This is a genomic window from Ruminococcus sp. NATIVEDY160 (genome assembly GCF_045819885.1).
Classification (GTDB): domain Bacteria; phylum Bacillota; class Clostridia; order Oscillospirales; family Acutalibacteraceae; genus Ruminococcoides.
This window is the reverse complement of sequence record NZ_CP162391.1, coordinates 186,848-205,056: the sequence shown is the minus strand read 5'-3', so window position 1 is coordinate 205,056 and position 18,209 is coordinate 186,848. Positions and strand designations below refer to the sequence as shown.

At 53.1% G+C, this 18,209-nt stretch carries 28 protein-coding genes; 3 read left to right on the top strand and 25 right to left on the bottom strand.

The features are described from left to right. Positions 1-10: 10 nt before the first annotated feature. The 3 genes from AB1I49_RS01045 to AB1I49_RS01035 form a co-directional block, all read right to left on the bottom strand. Positions 11-445 carry a YwiB family protein gene (locus tag AB1I49_RS01045; protein WP_186833805.1) on the bottom strand — a complete coding sequence of 145 codons (435 nt, stop codon included), beginning with the start codon at positions 443-445 and terminating at the stop codon, positions 11-13. A 7-nt stretch (positions 446-452) separates the two neighbouring features. Beyond that, positions 453-1,271, bottom strand: coding sequence for a glutamate racemase (gene murI / locus AB1I49_RS01040; RefSeq protein ID WP_407721163.1), 819 nt, complete (start codon positions 1,269-1,271; stop codon positions 453-455). 248 nt (positions 1,272-1,519) lie between these two features. Beyond that, positions 1,520-1,840 carry a hypothetical protein gene (locus tag AB1I49_RS01035; protein ID WP_186833803.1) on the bottom strand — a complete coding sequence of 107 codons (321 nt, stop codon included), beginning with the start codon at positions 1,838-1,840 and terminating at the stop codon, positions 1,520-1,522. 250 nt (positions 1,841-2,090) lie between these two features. Here AB1I49_RS01035 and AB1I49_RS01030 point away from each other — a divergent pair, with 250 nt between their 5' ends. The 3 genes from AB1I49_RS01030 to AB1I49_RS01020 all read left to right on the top strand — a co-directional run bounded on the left by AB1I49_RS01030 (position 2,091) and on the right by AB1I49_RS01020 (position 7,061). Next, on the top strand, positions 2,091-4,505 hold the full coding sequence (locus AB1I49_RS01030; protein WP_407721162.1) for a transglycosylase domain-containing protein: 2,415 nt from the start codon (positions 2,091-2,093) through the stop codon (positions 4,503-4,505). 44 nt (positions 4,506-4,549) lie between these two features. Then, a complete protein-coding gene (locus AB1I49_RS01025; RefSeq protein ID WP_186833801.1) occupies positions 4,550-5,779 on the top strand; it encodes a homoserine dehydrogenase in 1,230 nt (409 codons plus the stop codon). Between the two features lie 76 nt (positions 5,780-5,855). Beyond that, positions 5,856-7,061: an aspartate kinase gene (locus AB1I49_RS01020; protein ID WP_186833800.1), complete on the top strand. Its 1,206-nt coding sequence runs from the start codon at positions 5,856-5,858 to the stop codon at positions 7,059-7,061. 407 nt (positions 7,062-7,468) lie between these two features. Here AB1I49_RS01020 and rplQ read toward each other — a convergent pair whose 3' ends face one another. From rplQ to rpsQ, 22 genes are all read right to left on the bottom strand, one after another. Further along, entirely contained in the window at positions 7,469-7,810 is a 342-nt protein-coding gene (rplQ, locus tag AB1I49_RS01015) for a 50S ribosomal protein L17 (protein ID WP_186833798.1), read from the bottom strand. Positions 7,811-7,846: 36 nt separating this feature from the next. Beyond that, positions 7,847-8,800 carry a DNA-directed RNA polymerase subunit alpha gene (locus AB1I49_RS01010; RefSeq protein WP_186833797.1) on the bottom strand — a complete coding sequence of 318 codons (954 nt, stop codon included), beginning with the start codon at positions 8,798-8,800 and terminating at the stop codon, positions 7,847-7,849. Between the two features lie 96 nt (positions 8,801-8,896). Then, entirely contained in the window at positions 8,897-9,499 is a 603-nt protein-coding gene (gene rpsD / locus AB1I49_RS01005; protein WP_186833796.1) for a 30S ribosomal protein S4, read from the bottom strand. Between the two features lie 24 nt (positions 9,500-9,523). Further along, the gene (gene rpsK, locus AB1I49_RS01000) at positions 9,524-9,922 is read right to left on the bottom strand and encodes a 30S ribosomal protein S11 (protein WP_092965881.1); all 399 of its coding nucleotides are present in this window, start codon (positions 9,920-9,922) and stop codon (positions 9,524-9,526) included. A gap of 12 nt (positions 9,923-9,934) precedes the next feature. Further along, a complete protein-coding gene (gene rpsM, locus AB1I49_RS00995) occupies positions 9,935-10,303 on the bottom strand; it encodes a 30S ribosomal protein S13 (RefSeq protein ID WP_092965883.1) in 369 nt (122 codons plus the stop codon). 159 nt (positions 10,304-10,462) lie between these two features. Continuing rightward, positions 10,463-10,576 (bottom strand): 50S ribosomal protein L36, encoded by a 114-nt coding sequence (gene rpmJ, locus AB1I49_RS00990; protein WP_015523208.1) that lies wholly within the window; start codon positions 10,574-10,576, stop codon positions 10,463-10,465. 45 nt (positions 10,577-10,621) lie between these two features. After that, positions 10,622-10,840, bottom strand: coding sequence for a translation initiation factor IF-1 (gene infA / locus AB1I49_RS00985; RefSeq protein WP_186833795.1), 219 nt, complete (start codon positions 10,838-10,840; stop codon positions 10,622-10,624). Next, positions 10,840-11,082: a KOW domain-containing RNA-binding protein gene (locus AB1I49_RS00980; protein ID WP_186833794.1), complete on the bottom strand. Its 243-nt coding sequence runs from the start codon at positions 11,080-11,082 to the stop codon at positions 10,840-10,842. Before AB1I49_RS00980 ends, infA begins: the two co-directional genes overlap by 1 nt. 8 nt (positions 11,083-11,090) lie before the next feature. After that, on the bottom strand, positions 11,091-11,843 hold the full coding sequence (gene map / locus AB1I49_RS00975; RefSeq protein WP_407721161.1) for a type I methionyl aminopeptidase: 753 nt from the start codon (positions 11,841-11,843) through the stop codon (positions 11,091-11,093). Between the two features lie 2 nt (positions 11,844-11,845). Further along, the gene (locus AB1I49_RS00970) at positions 11,846-12,478 is read right to left on the bottom strand and encodes an adenylate kinase (RefSeq protein WP_186833792.1); all 633 of its coding nucleotides are present in this window, start codon (positions 12,476-12,478) and stop codon (positions 11,846-11,848) included. A 24-nt stretch (positions 12,479-12,502) separates the two neighbouring features. After that, positions 12,503-13,870 (bottom strand): preprotein translocase subunit SecY, encoded by a 1,368-nt coding sequence (gene secY / locus AB1I49_RS00965; RefSeq protein ID WP_186833791.1) that lies wholly within the window; start codon positions 13,868-13,870, stop codon positions 12,503-12,505. Next, positions 13,871-14,314, bottom strand: a complete 444-nt coding sequence (rplO, locus tag AB1I49_RS00960) for a 50S ribosomal protein L15 (RefSeq protein ID WP_186833790.1) — start codon at positions 14,312-14,314, stop codon at positions 13,871-13,873. Between the two features lie 17 nt (positions 14,315-14,331). Then, positions 14,332-14,502, bottom strand: coding sequence for a 50S ribosomal protein L30 (gene rpmD, locus AB1I49_RS00955; protein ID WP_176789765.1), 171 nt, complete (start codon positions 14,500-14,502; stop codon positions 14,332-14,334). An 18-nt stretch (positions 14,503-14,520) separates the two neighbouring features. Next, entirely contained in the window at positions 14,521-15,018 is a 498-nt protein-coding gene (gene rpsE / locus AB1I49_RS00950; RefSeq protein WP_186833789.1) for a 30S ribosomal protein S5, read from the bottom strand. An 18-nt stretch (positions 15,019-15,036) separates the two neighbouring features. Continuing rightward, positions 15,037-15,396, bottom strand: a complete 360-nt coding sequence (gene rplR, locus AB1I49_RS00945; RefSeq protein WP_186833788.1) for a 50S ribosomal protein L18 — start codon at positions 15,394-15,396, stop codon at positions 15,037-15,039. A 17-nt stretch (positions 15,397-15,413) separates the two neighbouring features. After that, entirely contained in the window at positions 15,414-15,956 is a 543-nt protein-coding gene (gene rplF, locus AB1I49_RS00940) for a 50S ribosomal protein L6 (RefSeq protein WP_186833787.1), read from the bottom strand. Positions 15,957-15,970: 14 nt separating this feature from the next. Further along, positions 15,971-16,369 (bottom strand): 30S ribosomal protein S8, encoded by a 399-nt coding sequence (rpsH, locus tag AB1I49_RS00935; protein ID WP_186833786.1) that lies wholly within the window; start codon positions 16,367-16,369, stop codon positions 15,971-15,973. Positions 16,370-16,383: 14 nt separating this feature from the next. Continuing rightward, entirely contained in the window at positions 16,384-16,569 is a 186-nt protein-coding gene (locus AB1I49_RS00930) for a type Z 30S ribosomal protein S14 (RefSeq protein WP_186833785.1), read from the bottom strand. Positions 16,570-16,581: 12 nt separating this feature from the next. Further along, complete coding sequence (gene rplE, locus AB1I49_RS00925; protein ID WP_186833784.1) at positions 16,582-17,121, bottom strand: 50S ribosomal protein L5; 540 nt, start codon at positions 17,119-17,121, stop codon at positions 16,582-16,584. 14 nt (positions 17,122-17,135) lie between these two features. Further along, positions 17,136-17,453 carry a 50S ribosomal protein L24 gene (rplX, locus tag AB1I49_RS00920; protein ID WP_186833783.1) on the bottom strand — a complete coding sequence of 106 codons (318 nt, stop codon included), beginning with the start codon at positions 17,451-17,453 and terminating at the stop codon, positions 17,136-17,138. A gap of 15 nt (positions 17,454-17,468) precedes the next feature. Beyond that, positions 17,469-17,837 (bottom strand): 50S ribosomal protein L14, encoded by a 369-nt coding sequence (gene rplN / locus AB1I49_RS00915; RefSeq protein WP_186833782.1) that lies wholly within the window; start codon positions 17,835-17,837, stop codon positions 17,469-17,471. A gap of 96 nt (positions 17,838-17,933) precedes the next feature. Beyond that, entirely contained in the window at positions 17,934-18,191 is a 258-nt protein-coding gene (gene rpsQ / locus AB1I49_RS00910) for a 30S ribosomal protein S17 (protein WP_186833781.1), read from the bottom strand. Between the last annotated feature and the right edge of the window lie 18 nt (positions 18,192-18,209).

Below are 18,209 nucleotides of genomic sequence, written 5' to 3'. Positions count from 1 at the left end.
ATATTACCCCTTACTTTTCTTCCACTGTTATATGAAAGCGGTTCTCGCTTACCAAATCTGTATTAAAATCGAGGGTGTAGCTGACCTCGAGCGTGCCGCCGTTTTCTCTGAGCGTGCTGTGCAGAGTCTTTGTAAAGACCCCGATCGAGAGCGTGCCCGCGACGGTTTCGTAAATGCACTGATGGCGCTTGCCCTTCTGCAGCAGCAGACGCGAACGCTGAGGCCCCGTTCGGCTGATTGTAACCATGTCCTCGTCGACGCGGATAACGTTGTTGTACACCTTCGAGGGATTGTCCTCGTCGTACTCGCGGTAACCGATGTAGAAATGATCGCGCTTCTGCATGAACTTTCCGTCCGTGAGAACCTCGATTTTATTGTGTTCACCGTCGACGAGCTGCTCGCCGATGATGGTTATTCTGTAGCGGTTCAAATCCTTATCCGTCATATCCACCTCAATACGCCTCAATGTCGATCTGCGTCACGGCGTGCTCCATGTTCCTGCCGAGGAACAGCCCCGCGACGGAGGTAAAGCCGTCGGGAGTGTCGCTGACATAGAACTCGGGCTGCGGCTGCTCAAAGCGAGTGCAGAGCAGCTTTTCCTTACCGAGCACCTTTGCGGCGTAGACGGCGGTCTCAAGACCCGAATCTATCAGGCGCACATTCGGCCCCATGAAGTCGTGTATAGCCTCGCGCAGAAGCGGAAAGTGCGTGCAGCCGAGAATCAGCGTATCGACGCCCTGCTCCTTGAGCGGCGAGAGGTACCTCGCGACGACAGACATTGTGATGATGTCGCAGCGGTCGATCACCCCGTTCTCGACGAGCGGTACGAAGAGCGGACACGCCTGCTCGTATACCTTCACCCTCGGCTCGAGCTTCTGGAGACGGAGCTTGTAGCTGTGGGAATTGACGGTCGCCGCGGTGCCGATAACGCCGATTTTGCCGTTGCGCGTTACGCGGACGGCGGTGTAGGCTGTGGGATTGACAACGCCCGTATAAGGCACGGGAAGGGTTTCCCTGAGCAGATCGCCCGCGACGGAGCTGACGGTGCCGCAGGCGGCGACGATCATCTTTACGTTGTGCTTCAAAAGAAAATTGGTATCCTGAACGGCGTATTTTCTGATCGTATCGCGGCTGCGGGTACCGTAGGGCACCCTGCCCGTATCGCCGAAGTATATTATCTTTTCCTGCGGAAGAACTCTGAGGAACTCCTTGACGGCGCTCAAGCCTCCGAGACCCGAGTCAAAAACGCCGATCGCATTCTCTGACGACATACATATCCCTCTTTTTCACGAAGATTTGCATTATGATTCACGTTACATCATACCACAAATCAAGGGAAATGTAAAGGAGTTTGTAAAGAGTTCAGAGTGGAATGATCGTCGCCGCTGCCGGATAGATTCTTGCTATATCAAATCATTATCTGCGGCTGCTGCGCGTATCTTTACCGGATCTGCCAAAAAATATAACTCGGAGCGAAGCGGCTCTTAATTTTCCATTTTCAATTTTCCATTTTCAATTCTCAACTGCAATAGTCCTCCAGCGTTCTTCTCAGCGCCGCCTCGCCCTCGATGATGATGCCCTGCTCGAGCTTCTGCTTGTCGGCTTTGGGCAGAGAATAGGTGAAGGTGTCGGTCGTCATGAACGGCTCGCTCTCGCCCGCGCGGTAGACCACTACCCTGCCCTTGTCCTCGCCCATCACGAATCTCTTTTCGCTGTCGGGCAGCTTGTCGCTGAGGCTCAGGCTGACGTTGCCCGCAGCGCTCTGCTCAGCCAGCGACTGCGCGATAACGCAGCCGATAAGTATCGCGCCCGTCACCGATATCAGTATAATTCTTTTCATAGCTATCCTTCCTTTTTCTCTTAGCATTTCCGTTTATATGCGCATTATTCACCCTTTTCAATAAAATCGCAAGGTGAAAAACACAATTTTTTTATCTGAAATTTTGATTTACATATTTATTTTTTCCCGAAAAAGTGCTATAATAAACTTTACTAATGTTTACAATGGCGGCGGTAGTACCGTAAACGACCGCGCCTTACCACAAAAATAAATCAAAAAACATTATTTGACCACTGTACAAGGAGTTCTTATGCGTAACAAACGTGAAACTGATATCAGCAGCTACATGGGCAAAACACCCGAGCAGCAACCTGAAATCACCTACAAGCGGAGCGAAAGCGGCGCAAAACGGTTCTTCAAGGGCTTGGGCAAGTTTTTGCTGACTATCTTCTCGGTGCTCGCGGTGGCGGGTATCGTAACGGCGATATCGCTTGCCATCTACATCATCGCGCTGGCGTCTGAGCCTACGGGTATCGACCTCAAGGCGAAATCCTTGAACCAGACCAGCCGCATTTTCATCAAGGACAGCGACACGGGCGAGTTCACCGAAACGCGGAAGCTCTACAGCACCGAGAACCGCATCTGGGTCGATAACCAGAACATTCCCGATTACATGAAGGAAGCACAGGTCGCGATCGAGGATAAGCGCTTCTACGAGCACAACGGCGTTGACTGGCAGCGTACCCTCTCGGCGGTCGCTATGCTCGCAACGGGCAGCGATTCCTACGGCGGCTCCACTATCACCCAGCAGCTCATCAAGAACATCACCGACGACAACGAGGTGAGTATCAACCGTAAGCTGCGCGAGATCTGCAAGGCGCTCAAGCTCGAGCAGGAATACACAAAAGACCAGATCCTCGAGGCATACCTCAACGTCGTAAACTACGGCAACAACTGTCAGGGCGTCGAGGCGGCGGCTCAGCTTTACTTCGGCAAGAGCATCAAGGACTGCTCGCTCGCCGAATGCGCCGCTATCGCCGGCATTACCCAGAACCCCTCGCGCTGGAACCCTCTGATCTATCCCGAGAACAACCGCGAACGCCGCGAGCTGATTCTCAGCGAGATGTACGATCAGGGCGTCATCAAGACCAAGAAGGAATATGACGAGGCTATGTCCGAGAGCGCGAAGATGACCTTCGTGGGCTTCAAGAGCGCGTCCGAGGACGAGGACGACGAGGACAACGACGTTCAGAACTGGTACTACGACCAGCTCTTCTACGACCTGCGCGACGACCTTGCGCGGTACTACAACATCAGCCCCGACGCGGCGAGTGAGAAAATCTACACCGAGGGTCTGAAAATCTACTGCGCGATGGACGAGAAGATGCAGAACTACATCGAGAAGGAAGCGATGAACATCGACAAGAGCGCCGACCCGAGCATCGAGCTGGGTTCGGTACTTATGGACTTCGACGGAAGAGTAATCGCGACCGTCGGCAGCTCAAACCGCAAGACCACCGACCTCGCGTGGGACAGAGCGGCTCACTCGGCGCTGCAGCCCGGTTCTTCGATCAAGCCCCTCTTTGTCTACCCCATCGCTATCGAAAACAAGCAGCTCTACTTCTCCTCGACCGTTCTCGACGAACCGATCGAGAAGTACGAATACGACGAGGCCTCGGGCGGCTACATCTCAGGTCCTAAGAACGCCTACGGCTCGTATCTCGGCAACATTCTCCTGCCCGACGCTATCGAGCGCTCCTCGAACGCCGTCGCGGTTCAGGTCATGGAGCTTATCGGCGGCCCGTCGGTCGCATACGAGCAGGCTATAACAAAGATGAACTTCAAGCACCTCACCGAGCTTGACGGCGTCAACACAGGTGCGCTGTCTATCGGCGGTCTCAACGGCGGTGTCACCGTCCGCGAGATGGCGTCAGCCTACACCTACATGGGCAACGAGGGTCTGTACTACAAGCCCTACACCTACTACTATATCACCGACTCCGAGGACAACATTATCCTCGATAACCGCGACGCCGTGCCCAAGCAGGCGTATTCAGCGGAAACAGCGGGCATCATGAACCGCCTGCTGCACTACAACGTCGAAAACTCACAGAACACCTACGCAATGTACGCGCGCGTTCCGGGCTGGGACATCGTCGGCAAGACAGGTACCACCGACAGCGACCGCGACTGCTGGTTCTGCGGAATGTCGCCCTACGCGGTCATGGCGACCTGGACGGGCTTTGACAGTCCCCAGACGATTTCCGACAAAACACGCTCCGCGAAGTTCTTCGCCAACGTAATGGGCGAGTACCTCAAGGACAAGGAACAGAAGGAGTACAAAATCTCCAAGAACCTCATTCCCGCGACCTACAACCCCGTTACGGGTCTTGTGATCTCCACCGACAGCGTTTCGGGCAAGTACGTCGGTTACTACACCGAGGACAACATGCCCGCGTTCGGCTCGGCGTGGTACGATGACTCGACCTACGACTGGAACGCCTACAGCGGCGGCGGCGGTGAAAGCTCCGGCAGCGGCGGCGAAAGCAGCGGCTCCGGCGGCGGCAGCAGCAGCTCCGGCGGCGAAAGCAGCCAGTCCTCCGGCGGCGGTGGCGGCGGTCAATCCTCAGCCGAAAGCTCAGAAGGTCCGGTTGTACCGCCCGAGCAAGGCGGCGGTGGCGGCGGTGGCGGCGGTCAGAGCAGCGCCGACGCTGTTATAGAATAATTCAGCCTGTAAGATATTAGTAACTATAAAAGGATGGTAAGAATATGGTATCAATAGCTATTATGGGACACGGCGTTGTCGGTTCGGGCGTCGCCGAAATCCTGCTGACGCACAAGCAGAAGCTGTTCGCGCGTCTCGGCGAGGAAATCTACATCAAGAAGGTTCTCGACCTTCGCGAGTTCCCCGACAGCCCGATCGCGGACAGATTCACAAAGGATTTTGAGGAGATCATCAACGACCTCGAGATCCGCGTTGTCGTCGAGGTCATGGGCGGACTTCACCCGTCCTATGAGTTCGTTTCCCGCTGCATCAAGGCGGGCAAGAGCGTTGTCACCTCCAACAAGGAGCTTGTCGCGGCGTACGGCGCAGAGCTGCTTGCTCTCGCAAAGGAAAACAACGTCAACTTTCTCTTTGAGGCCTCCGTCGGCGGCGGCATTCCGATTATCCGCCCGATGAACCAGTGCCTCGTCGCAAACATCGTAGACGAGATCGCGGGTATCCTCAACGGCACAACCAACTTCATTCTCACCAAGATGATCGAGGACGGCATGCAGTTCGCGGACGCTCTCAAGCTCGCTCAGGAGCTGGGCTTTGCAGAGAAGGATCCGACAGCTGATATCGAGGGTCACGACGCTTGCCGCAAGATTTGTATTCTCGCTTCTCTCGCCTTCGGAAAGCACGTTTATCCCGATTCCGTACATACCGAGGGCATTACCAAAATCACGCTTGAGGACGTCAAGTACGCCGAGAAGTTCGGCTGCGTCATCAAGCTCATCGGCAGAGTCAAGAAGCTCAAGAACAACAAGATCGACATCATCACCGCTCCTATGCTCGTTCCCCTCAAGAGCCAGCTCGCGAACATTGACAACGAGTTCAACGGCATCATGGTTCGCGGCGACTGCACGGGCGACGTCGTATTCTACGGCAAGGGCGCAGGCAAGCTGCCCACAGCGAGCGCTGTTGTAGCCGATATCGTCGACTGCTGCCAGCATCTCAAGAAGAGACGCTTCCTGTTCTGGACAGACGGCAACGGCAGCAACATCATCAATGTCAGCGAGTCCGTATTCGCCATGTACGTCCGCGTAAAGGGCAAGGACGCTATCGCAAAGGCAGAGGGTATCTTCGGCGCAGTACAGTCGCTGAGCACCCACGGCGGCGACAGAGCGGCGTTCACCACAAAGGCTATGTCCTACGGTGAGTTCACTGAAAAGATCAACAAGCTCGCCTCAGACGGCGTTGAGATCCTCTCGACGATCCGCATCGGCGACCTGTAAGATAAACTAACAAAGCAGTAATCAAGCAAATTCAGGGCGGACACCGTCCGAATGCAAAAAAGGGAGTATATTAGAAATGAGTTTGATTGTTCAGAAATTCGGCGGCACCTCAGTTGCCAACGCCGAACGCGTAATGAACGTGGCGAAGATCGTCACAGACACCTACGCCAAGGGCAACGACGTTGTCGTTGTCGTATCAGCGCAGGGCGACTTCACCGACGTGCTCGTTGACAAGCAGATGGAGATCAACCCCAAAGCCTCCAAGCGTGAGCAGGATATGCTTCTCGCGGCAGGCGAGCAGATCTCAATCGCGCTGCTTGCGATGGCTATTGAGAAGCTCGGTTATCACGTGACCTCGCTCTTGGGCTGGCAGGCAGGCTTCGAGACCTCTTCCGCGCACACAGCGGCGCGTATCAAGCGCGTTGACCCGTCGAGAATCCAGGAGGCTATCGACCGCCGCAACATCGTTGTCGTAGCGGGCTTTCAGGGGTTAAACAAGCGCGGCGACATCACCACCCTCGGCAGAGGCGGTTCCGACACAAGCGCGGTAGCAATCGCTGCGGCAATGCACGCAGACCTCTGTCAGATTTACACAGACGTTGAGGGCGTATTCACGGCTGACCCGCGCAAGGTAGAGAACGCGAAGAAGCTCGACGAGATTTCGTACGACGAAATGCTCGAGCTCGCGACGCTCGGCGCGCAGGTACTCAACAACCGTTCGGTAGAAATGGCGAAGAAATACAATATCGAGCTCGAGGTGCTCTCATCACTGACACAGGCGCCCGGCACAATCGTAAAGGAGAATACAAAAATGGAAAAAATGTTAATCAGCGGCGTCGCTAAGGATACAGAGGTTGCCAGAATTTCAGTCAAGGGCGTACCCAACACCCCGGGTATCGCGTTCAAGATGTTCTCACGTCTTGCGAAGAAGGGCATCAACGTAGACATCATTCTCCAGTCCATCGGTCAGCACGACAAGAAGGACATCTCCTTCACCGTAGCCAAGAGCCACGGTCAGGCTGCCGTAGACGCTCTCAAGGATTATGTTATCTCCCACGGCGCGAGCGACATTCTCCTCGACGAGGACGTAGCCAAGATCTCTATCGTAGGCGCAGGCATGGAGAGCCACGCAGGCGTAGCCGCGAAGATGTTCGAGGCTCTCTATGAGGCTCAGATCAATATCCGCATGATCAGCACCTCCGAGATCAAGATTTCGGTACTCATTAACGCTGACGACGCCGACGCAGCCGTCAGAGCTATCCACCGCAAATTCTTCGATTGATTTTCCTCGCGTACTAAAGGTTTGTTGTTAGGCAGCGTCGGGTTTTTCGCGGGAGATGTTACCGTGAAATCTCACGTTCGCTGACTTCGGCGGGGACGCGCCCGCGGGCGGATCGCGTACTATAAGTCAGTTTATTCGGCAGCGTCAGGATTTTCGCGGGAAGTGCTATTGCGAATTCTGACGTTCGACTACAGACCTTGGTCCTTCACAAAAATACGGCAGCGTTTCCTCAGTTGGAAACGCTGCCTTTTTCTTATGAAAGTCCTGATAGCCACAAGGGCTGTCACTACATTATTTTGACCCGCCGTTAATGAAAGTATTAGTCATTACCTGACTTTTCAAAAGGCGGAGAAAGTGCCCACCGGCACAAAAAACGCCCGGAAAACTCCGGGCGTTTTGCAATTAACTTAAACCAGCTCGATGACAGCCATCTCGGCGCCGTCGCCGCGACGGGGACCGATCTTGGTAACTCTTGTGTAGCCGCCGTTGCGGTCAGCGTACTTGGGAGCAATCTCGCTGAACAGCTTGGAAACAACGTCCTCTTTGGTAACGAACGCGAGCACGAGGCGTCTGTTGTGCAGGGTGTTGTCCTTTGCTGTAGTAATCATCTTCTCTGCCATAGCCTGAACTTCCTTGGCACGAGTATTGGTGGTCTCAATTTTGCCGTTTTCGAGAAGGAAGGTAACCATTGCGCGAAGCATAGCGGTTCTCTGCGCGGTAGTTCTTCCCAGTTTTCTTGTACCTGGCATGGTATTCACTCCTTTACCGTAGTTTTGAAAGGGTATTTATTCGTCTTCCTTCTGAAGACTGAAACCGAGAGAATTGAGCTTCTGAACGACTTCCTCGAGCGACTTTCTGCCGAGGTTGCGAACCTTCATCATATCCTCTTCGGACTTGTTAATTAAATCTTCAACTGTATTAATACCTGCGCGCTTGAGGCAGTTGAACGAACGAACCGAAAGGTCGAGATCCTCGATAGTCATTTCGAGGATTTTCTCCTTGCCCTTGTCGTCCTTCTCGACCATGACCTCCGCGGAGGAAGCCTTGTCGGAGAGGTTTACGAACAGGTTGAGATGCTCGGTGAGCACCTTTGCCGCAAGGGAAACCGCCTCTTCGGCGTTGATTACGCCGTTTGTCCACACGTCGAGCGTGAGCTTGTCGTAGTCGGTGATCTGACCGACACGGGTGTTGTCGACGGTGTAGTTGACCTTTAATACAGGTGTATAGATGGAGTCGATCGGAAGCACGCCGATGACGTTGTTGCCTGTGAGCTGCTTGTTGCGCTCGCCGGGAACATAACCTCTGCCCTTGTCGATGGTGATCTCCATGTTGAGCTTCGCGCCCTCGCCGAGAGTGGCGATGTGAAGCTCAGGGTTAAGGATCTCAACCTCGCTGTCAGCCTTGATGCTGGCTGCGGTGACTTCGCATGGACCCTCGGCGTCGATTGTGACTACCTTGGGAGCGACGTCGACCAGCTTGGCGACCAGGCTCTTCATGTTGAGTACGATCTCGGTGACGTCCTCTTTTACACCGGGGATAGTTGAAAATTCGTGAAGAACGCCGTCAATCTTGAGAGATGTGACAGCACAGCCTTCAAGTGAGGAAAGCAGCACTCTGCGCAGGCTGTTGCCGAGAGTGTTGCCGAAGCCGCGCTCGAGCGGCTCAACAACGAACTTACCGTACTTGCCGTCTTCGGTTAATTCCGCTGTTTCAATTCTTGGCTTTTCAATTTCAATCATTCGCGAATCCTCCTTCGTCATGCCGCCAATGGCGTTGGCGGCCGCTTGTGTAATCTTCCTGTGGATATAAACGCTGAAAAATCAGCCGATAGATGATTACTTGGAGTACAACTCAACGATGAGGTGCTCTTCAACGGGATAGTCGATGTCGTCTCTCTGGGGAAGCGCTACGACCTTGCCGCCGAGGAGGTTCTCGTTCTTTTCAAGCCACTTGGGAGTGAGCATGGAAGCGTTCTCGCCCTCAGCGATAGCCTTGAAGCGTGTGGTGGAACGGCTCTTCTCCTTGACCTCGATTACGTCGCCTACCTTGACGATGTAGGAGGGAATGTTGACCTTCTTGCCGTTTACGGTGAAGTGAGCGTGGTTAACGAGCTGTCTTGCCTCACGGCGTGTAGCCGCAAGACCGAGTCTGAATACGACGTTGTCGAGTCTGCGCTCAACGATGGAGAGGAGCTCCTCACCCGTCTTGCCTTCAGCCTTCTCAGCCTTCTCGTAGTACGCGCGGAACTGCTTCTCGAGAATGCCGTAAATAAACTTTACCTTCTGCTTCTCGGTCAGCTGCATGCTGTACTCGCTCTTTTTTCTTCTCATTTTGCCGCCGGGGTTTCTGTTGGAAGTCTTTTTGCTGTAACCCATTACAGCGGGCGATAAGCCGAGCGCTCTGCAGCGCTTGGCGATAGGCTGCATATTTTTAGCCATAAAAGTTATCCTCCTTAAATTATACTATACGCGTCTTCTCTTGGGAGGACGGCATCCGTTGTGGGGAATGGGAGTAACGTCTTTGATCATCGTTACCTCAAGACCTGCGGTCTGAAGCGCACGAATCGCTGCCTCTCTGCCCTGTCCGGGACCCTTTACGTATACTTCAACGTATTTCATACCGTGCTCCATAGCTGCTCTTGCAGCGGTCTCTGCAGCGGACTGAGCCGCGAACGGAGTGGACTTCTTGGAACCTCTGAAGCCGAGCTCGCCTGCGCTTGCCCATGAAACAGCGTTGCCCTGTGTATCGGAAATCGTAACGATTGTGTTGTTGAATGTAGACTGGATATGCGCTGCGCCTTTTTCGATGTGCTTACGCTCACGACGACGGCGGATAACCTTCTTACCCTTTGGTGCTGCCATAGTCGTACCTCCTTACTTCTTCTTGTTTGCCATGGTCTTGCGGGGACCCTTGCGGGTACGGGCGTTAGTCTTTGAACGCTGACCTCTTACGGGGAGACCCTTTCTGTGACGTACACCGCGGTAGCAGCCGATATCGATAAGTCTTTTGATATCATAGGCGATGTCGCGGCGAAGGTCACCTTCTACACGGCAGTTGTGCTCGATGTACTCTCTGAGCTTTGATACATCTTCTTCTGTCAAATCTCTGACACGAGTGTCAGGATTTACACCTGTTGCAGCAATAATGTCTGTTGCAGTTTTACGTCCGATACCGAAGATATAAGTGAGACCGATCTCAACTCTTTTGTCTCTCGGTAAGTCAACACCTGCTATACGAGCCATTCAGTTGCACCTCCATATTTAATAAAAAGTAGATTTTGAATTTTAGGTCAGCAGACTGACCTGATAGAAAGTTTCGCGGAGTTCGGAAAATATCGAACCTCTCACGCGAAAACTCGCGGTAAATAATACCGCCGCGCCGAAGTACGCGAGGAAAAAAACTCAGCCCTGACGCTGCTTGTGCTTCGGGTTCTCGCAGATAACCAGAATCTTGCCTTTTCTCTTGATTACCTTGCACTTGTCGCACATTTTCTTTACTGAAGGTCTGACTTTCACTAAGAATCATTCCTTTCCATGTTAAAGTCTGTGTTGTGTTTAGAATTACTTACTTCTCCAAGTAATCCTGCCTCTGCTCAGGTCGTATGGAGACATCTCCACGGTGACCTTGTCGCCCGGCAAAATGCGGATGAAGTTCATCCTCAGCTTGCCTGAAATAACAGCTAAAATCATGTGACCGTTCTGAAGCTCTACCTTGAACTGCGCGTTCGGGAGCGCCTCTCTTACGATACCTTCTACTTCAATTACATCCTGCTTTGACATTATTTGCCTCCGTTAAAATCGCGTAAAATCTGTTTTATCTTCGGATTCGTTTCCAATGAACCGTTGTGCGCCGTGTTTGTCGGCGACAGGTGTTTCAGCTTTTTGCGCTTCGGGTGCTCGACCCTGCGCCTTTTGCCGTCGGCGATGAGCGCGTACTCACCGTCCGTTTGCAGGACGACAAAGAACTTATCCTTGTCTCTTCCCGCCTTTGCCCTGACGACGCTGCCCTTGACTATGTCCATAAGTCACCTCAGTCACAAATGGTCATGATTCTGGGGCCGTCGGGGGTGATGGCAACCGTGTGCTCGAAATGAGCGCTCAGCTTGCCGTCGACGGTCTTGACCGTCCACTTGTCGGGCATCACGCGAACGTGATATGTGCCCTCGTTCACCATCGGTTCAATGGCGATTGTCATGCCGGGGAGCAGCTTTAGTCCCCGATGGGGTGTACCGTAGTTAGGTACGCTTGGGTCCTCATGCAAATTCGCACCTACGCCGTGGCCGACGTAATTTCGTACCACCGAGTAACTGCGAGCTTCGACATACCTCTGAACCGCGCTGCCGATATCGCCAATGCGGTTGCCGACGGTTGCCTGCTTAATTCCCTCATACAGGCTCTCCCGCGTGGCGTTCAGCAGCTTTTCGGCGTTTTCGCTGATTCTGCCGCAGGCGAAGGTGTATGCGTTGTCGCCGTGATAGCCCTTATAACAGGCTCCGGTGTCTACGCTCACGATATCGCCTTCACGCAGGACGGTATATTTGTCGGGTATGCCATGGATGACCACGTTGTTTACGGAAATACAAGCGCTCGCGGGAAATCCGCCGTAACCGAGAAACGAGGGTGTGGCACCCTGTTTCTCGATATAGTGGCGGACAATAGTGTCTATCTCGAGGGTGGATACGCCTGGGCGTATCGCCTCACCCGCAGCGCGTAACGCCTGTGCGGAGATGCGGCAAGCGTCTTTCATAAGGGAAAGTTCCCGCGCTGTTTTGATTTGAACCATGCTTAAGCCTCAATCGCCTCGAGGACAGCCGCTGTGGTCTCAGCGACGGTGTTCCTGCCTTCTACGTTCACAAGCTTACCCTGCTTACGGTAGTAGTCGGCGAGAGGCTCGGTCTCCTTGTGATATACAGCAAGACGAGCGAGCACGGTGTCGGGGTGGTCGTCCTTGCGCTGAACAAGGGTGCCGCCGCAATCGTCGCAAACTCCATCCTTCTGAGGCTTCAAGCTCTCAATGTGATAGGGTCTGCCGCAATTTTCGCAGACACGGCGTCCGGACATACGTCTGGTGATGGTTTCATCAGCTACGTCGATGTTGATGACGTACTGGATCTCCACGCCCATAGCGTCCAGAGCCTCAGCCTGAGGAATGGTTCTGGGGAATCCGTCAAGAATGAAGCCCTTCTTGCAGTCATCCTCGCCAAGTCTTTCCTTGACGATGCCGATGACTACCTCGTCGGGAACGAGCTTGCCGTCGTCCATGTAGGACTTTGCCTTCAGACCCATCTCAGTGCCGTTTTTCAGCGCCTCACGAATCATGTTGCCGGTTGAAATAGTGGGAATACCAAAATGCTCACAAAGTACAGCGGCTTGAGTGCCTTTACCTGCACCGGGAGCGCCTAACATGATAATGTTCATATTATTATACCTCATTTTAACTGATTAGTCAAGAAAACCTTTGTAATGACGCATCATCATCTGTGACTCGAGCTGTTTTACGGTCTCAAGTGCAACGCCGACGATAATGATGATTGATGTACCGCCCATTGAGAGGCCGTGCATTCCTGTCGCCGCGGAGAATACCAGGGGTACGAGCGCGATAACTGAGAGGAACAGCGCGCCGATAAGAGTTACTCTCGAAAGAATATTCTTGATATAGGCGGCGGTGGGAGCACCGGGACGGATACCCGGGACGGTGCCGTTGTTTGATTTGAGGTTATTCGCCATTTCAACAGGGTTGTACTGAATGGTGGTATAGAAATAAGCGAACATCAGAATCAGGATAAAGTACAGTACAATGTAGAGCCAGTTGCTTGTGTTGAACGCGTCGAAGAACGCCTTCCAGAAGCCTTCCTTGACATTGAGGAAGAGGTTGATCGTACTGGGGATTGAAAGGATCGAGCTCGCGAAGATGATGGGGAGAACGCCGCCCAGAGCAACCTTGATGGGAAGGAAGCTGGACTGTCCGCCGTACATCTTTCTGCCGACTACGCGCTTCGCGTACTGAATGGGGATTCTTCTCTCGGAGTCCTGCATAAAGGTGATCAGCCAGATGATTGCGAGGAAGATAAGTACCCAGACGATTACGAAGATGAAGAACTTCGGATCTGCAGCGCCCGCGGTGCCGTCACCGAAACCGAGGTTCCAGTAAGCCGCGAGGGTGCGGACGGTAACGGGAAGTCTTGCGATGATGCCCGCAAACAGGAGCATTGAGATACCGTTGCCGATGCCGTACTTGTTGATCTGCTCGCCGAGCCACATCATCAGAGCGGTACCCGCTGTGAACACGAGCACGATAACGATGCCCGCGAATACCATCGAGAAGCCCTCGTTGTAAACGGTGATGTGCTTGCCGTAGTAGTCGCCCTCTTCTGTGCAGACGGTGTTCTTGAGGTAGAAGAAGTATGCGGTACCCTGGATAAGTCCGAGCGCTACGGTGACGTAACGTGTGATGGTGCCGATCTTTCTTCTGCCCGCCTCGCCTTCCTTGGTGAGGCGCTCAAGAGCGGGAATAGCTACGCAGAGGAGCTGAATGATAATCGAGCTGTTGATGTAGGGTGTGATACCCATAGCGAAGAGCGTTGCGTTTGAGAACGCGCCGCCCGAAAGGGTGTTCAGGTAGGCGATCATGTTGGAGCTGCCGTCCGTGAGGGAGTTGGCAGGCGCCATAACCGCCGTGAGAACGTTTGTATCGAGGAACGGAACGGGGATTACCGAACCGATTCTGAATACGATGATGATCAGCAGGGTGAAAAGAATCTTTTTTCTCAGATCGGGGATTGACCAAGCGTTGCGGATTGTCTTTAACACTTAGATCACCTCCGCCTTTCCACCGGCAGCTTCGATCGCCGCCTTTGCTGATTTGGAATAGGCAGAAACTTTAACGTTGAGCTTCTTGTCGATTTTACCGTTGCCGAGTACCTTAACAGCGTCAAAGCCGTTCTTGACAACGCCTGCTGCCTTGAGAGCCTCTGCATCAACAGTGTCGCCGTCGTTAAACTTTCTGTTAAGAGCGCTGAGGTTAACAGCTACCACGTTTTTAGCAAAGATGTTGTTGAAACCTCTCTTGGGAACGCGGCGCTGGAGCGGCATCTGACCGCCTTCAAAACCGGGACGGATGCTGCCGCCGGAACGGGCCTTCTGACCCTTATGTCCCTTGCCTGCTGTCTTGCCCCAGCCTGAACCGTGACCTCTGCCGATTCTCTTGGACTTCTTCTTGGAGCCCTCAACCGGAGAAAGTTCATGTAACTTCATTGTTCGCACCTCCTTGCTTACGCTTCACTAACCTCTACGAGGTGGATGATTTTTGCTACCTTGCCCTTTGTCTGGGGGTTGTCGGGCTGTGTTGTAACGTCGCCGATTTTCTTCAGACCGAGAGCGTGGGCGGTTGCAATCTGATCCTTCTTGGAGCCGATGAGGCTCTTTACCAACTTAATTGTCATAACTTGCAGCCTCCCTTATTATAAAATTTCCTTAACGGACTTACCGCGGATAGCGGCAACCTCCTCAGCGGTTCTGAGAGCGCTGAGACCTGCGAGAGTAGCGCGGACTACGTTGCAGGGGTTGTTTGAACGGAGAGCTTTTGTACGGATATCCTTGATGCCGACTGCCTCAACTACCGCACGGACGGGGCCGCCCGCGATAACGCCGGTACCGGGTGCGGCGGGCTTCATAAGAACTCTGCCTGCGCCGAACTCGCCGATGATCTCGTGAGGAATGGTGGTGCCTCTGAGCGAAATCTTCATCAGGTTCTTCTTGGCGTCCTCGATACCCTTGCGGATAGCGTCGGGTACCTCGCCCGCCTTGCCGATGCCGAAGCCGACAACGCCGTTGCCGTCGCCGACAACCACGAGAGCCGCGAACTTGAAGATACGTCCGCCCTTAACCGTCTTTGATACGCGGTTAATGGTGACAACTCTTTCCTTTAACTCGCCTGTTACTTCTACTTTATTAGCCAAAGTGATTCCTCCTGTTCCTTAGAAATTGAGGCCGCCCTCACGGGCGCCTTCGGCCAATTCTTTCACACGGCCGTGATAGATGTTGCCGCCTCTGTCGAATACGACGTCGGTGATGTTCTTCTCCTGAGCGCGCTGAGCAACAAGCTTGCCGACAGCTCTGGCTGCCTCTTTGTTTCCGCCGTTACCTGTGATTGACTTGTCAAGGCTGGAAGCCTGAGCAAGAGTAACACCCGCTACGTCATCAATGATCTGAGCGTAGATGTTGTTGGTGGAGCGGAATACGCACAAACGGGGACATTCGGGAGTACCGCTGATCTTCGCACGGACTCTCTTATGGCGTTTGATGCGCGCCTTTTTTGTATCAGGTCTGCTTACCATATTGATTCACTCCTTAATTATTTGCCCTTACCGGCCTTGCCTTCCTTGCGGTGGATATACTCGTCAGCGTAACGGATACCCTTGCCCTTATAAGGCTCGGGCGGACGCTTCTCTCTGACCTCGGCAGCAAACTGACCAACCTTTTGCTTATCAATGCCGACAATCTTGATTGTGTTGGGATCCGGAACCTCAATCTTGATGTCCGCGGTATCCTCAACGATGACCTGGTGTGAGTAACCGAGGTTCATAACGCACTTGTTACCCTGCTTCTGTACACGGTAACCGACGCCGTTTACCTTAAGCTCCTTCACATAGCCCTCTGTTACGCCGATCACCATATTGTTGATCAGTGTTCTTGTCAGGCCGTGAAGTGAACGGTTCATTTTGTTGTCGTCGGGACGGCTGACCTCAATCGCGCCATCCTTGACCTCTACCGTCATGTTGGGGTTGAAGGTGTAGCTGAGCTCACCCTTAGCGCCCTTGACGGTGATTACGCTGCCGTCGACCTTAACGTCAACGCCCGCGGGAATATTTATCGGTTTTCTTCCAATTCGAGACATGATCGCACCTCCTCTTACCAAATGTAAGCGAGAACCTCGCCGCCAACGTGCTGACGTCTTGCCTCGCGGTCGGTCATAACACCCTTGGAGGTGGAGATGATCGCCACGCCAAGACCCTTCATTACCTTGGGCATATCCTCTGCATTACTGTAAATACGCAGGCCGGGCTTTGAAACACGGCGCAGACCTGTGATAACGGGTCTTTTGCCCTCAAGGTACTTGAGAGTTACCTTGATAATGCCCTGCTTGCCGTCCTCGATTACTGTGAAGCTCTTGATGTAGCCCTCGTCCGCAAGAATCTGACAAATCGACTTCTTGAGGTTTGAGGCGGGAATTTCAACAGAATCGTGCTTCGCCGCGTTCGCGTTGCGGATGCGGGTCAGTAAATCAGCTATTGTATCTGTAATCTGCATTACCTTATTCCTCCTTACCAGCTTGCTTTCTTTACGCCCGGGATCTCGCCCTTGTAAGCGAGCTCACGGAAGCAAATACGACAAATACCATACTTGCGGAGGTAGGCGTGTGGTCTACCACAGATGCTGCATCTTGTGTACTCTCTGGTCGAGAACTTCTGCTTTCTCTGCTGCTTAACTTTCATTGATGTCTTAGCCACAACAATCCCTCCTTACTTTGAAAACGGAGCGCCCATGAGCGTGAGGAGCTCGCGTGCCTCTTCGTCTGTGGTTGCGGTGGTTACGAAGCAGATGTCCATGCCGCGAACCTTGTCAATCTTGTCATAGTCGATCTCCGGGAAGATGAGCTGCTCTCTGAGGCCCATATTGTAGTTGCCGCGTCCGTCGAAGGAGTTGGGGTTGATGCCTCTGAAGTCGCGTACTCTGGGGAGAGCGACGTTGAAGAAACGGTCGAGGAACTCGTACATTCTCTCGCCTCTGAGGGTAACTTTGACGCCGATGGGCATACCCTCTCTGAGCTTGAAGTTAGCGACGGACTTTCTCGCGTGGCAAACCATGGGCTTCTGGCCGGTGATTGCCGCGATATCCTTAACGATAGCGTCGATAGCCTTGCTGTTCTCTCTCGCCTCGCCCGCGCCGACGTTGATAACGATCTTGTCGAGCTTGGGGATCTGCATTGTGCTCTTGTAGGAGAACTTGTTCATAAGAGCAGGTGCAACTTCTTTAACATATAATTCTTTCAGTCTTGCCATTTCTTATATCCTCCTTAAAGCGCTTCGCCGCACTTGGCGCAAATTCTGCCCTTGGTGCCATCCTCATAGATCTTGTGGGCAACTCTTGTGGCCTTCTTGCAGCGGGGGCAGTAAATCTGGACCTTGGAAGCATACATAGCGCCTTCGGCCTTGATGATGCCGCCTGCTTCGCCCATCTTTCTGGGCTTTACGTGCTTGGATACCATATTGACCTTCTCTACGATAACCTTGCCTTCCTTGGGGCTTACGGCCATAACCTGACCCTTCTTGCCCTTGTCCTTACCGCTGATTACGATAACGGTGTCGCCTGTCTTTACATGAACCTTACTCATTGCGTGACACCTCCATTAAAGTACTTCCGGAGCGAGGGACAGAATCTTCATGAAGTCCTTATCACGAAGCTCTCTCGCAACGGGTCCGAAGATACGAGTACCGCGGGGGTTCTTATCTTCCTTGATGATAACTGCTGCGTTCTCGTCGAAGCGGATATATGTTCCGTCCTCACGTCTTACGCCCTTAGCGGAGCGTACAACTACAGCTCTTACAACGTCGCCCTTTTTAACAACGCCGCCGGGCGCTGCTTTTTTAACAGAAGCAACGATAATATCGCCAATGTTGGCATATCTCCTGCCGGTACCGCCGAGTACACGAATGCACATAAGTTCCTTTGCGCCGGTGTTGTCGGCAACCTTGAGGATAGTTTGCTGCTGAATCACAGTCGATTCCTCCTTTAATTGCTGTCAAGCCATATTCCCTTTCCCGAGGGACTGCCGGGATACGGCTCTTCGTGTTAATAGGCTGCTAAAATAAACTTATTTAGCCTTCTCAATAATCTCGACGAGTCTCCATCTCTTATCCTTGGAAAGAGGACGGGTCTCCATAATCTTTACTCTGTCGCCCTTGCCGCACTCGTTGTTCTCGTCGTGCGCCTTGAAGCGGACGGTTCTCTTTACGATCTTGTTGTAAAGCTTATGCTTTACGCTGTCCTCAACCGCTACAACGATGGTCTTGTCCATCTTGTCGGACACTACCTTACCGATAACGGTCTTTCTCATATTTCTATCACTCACTGTAACGTCCTCCTCTCA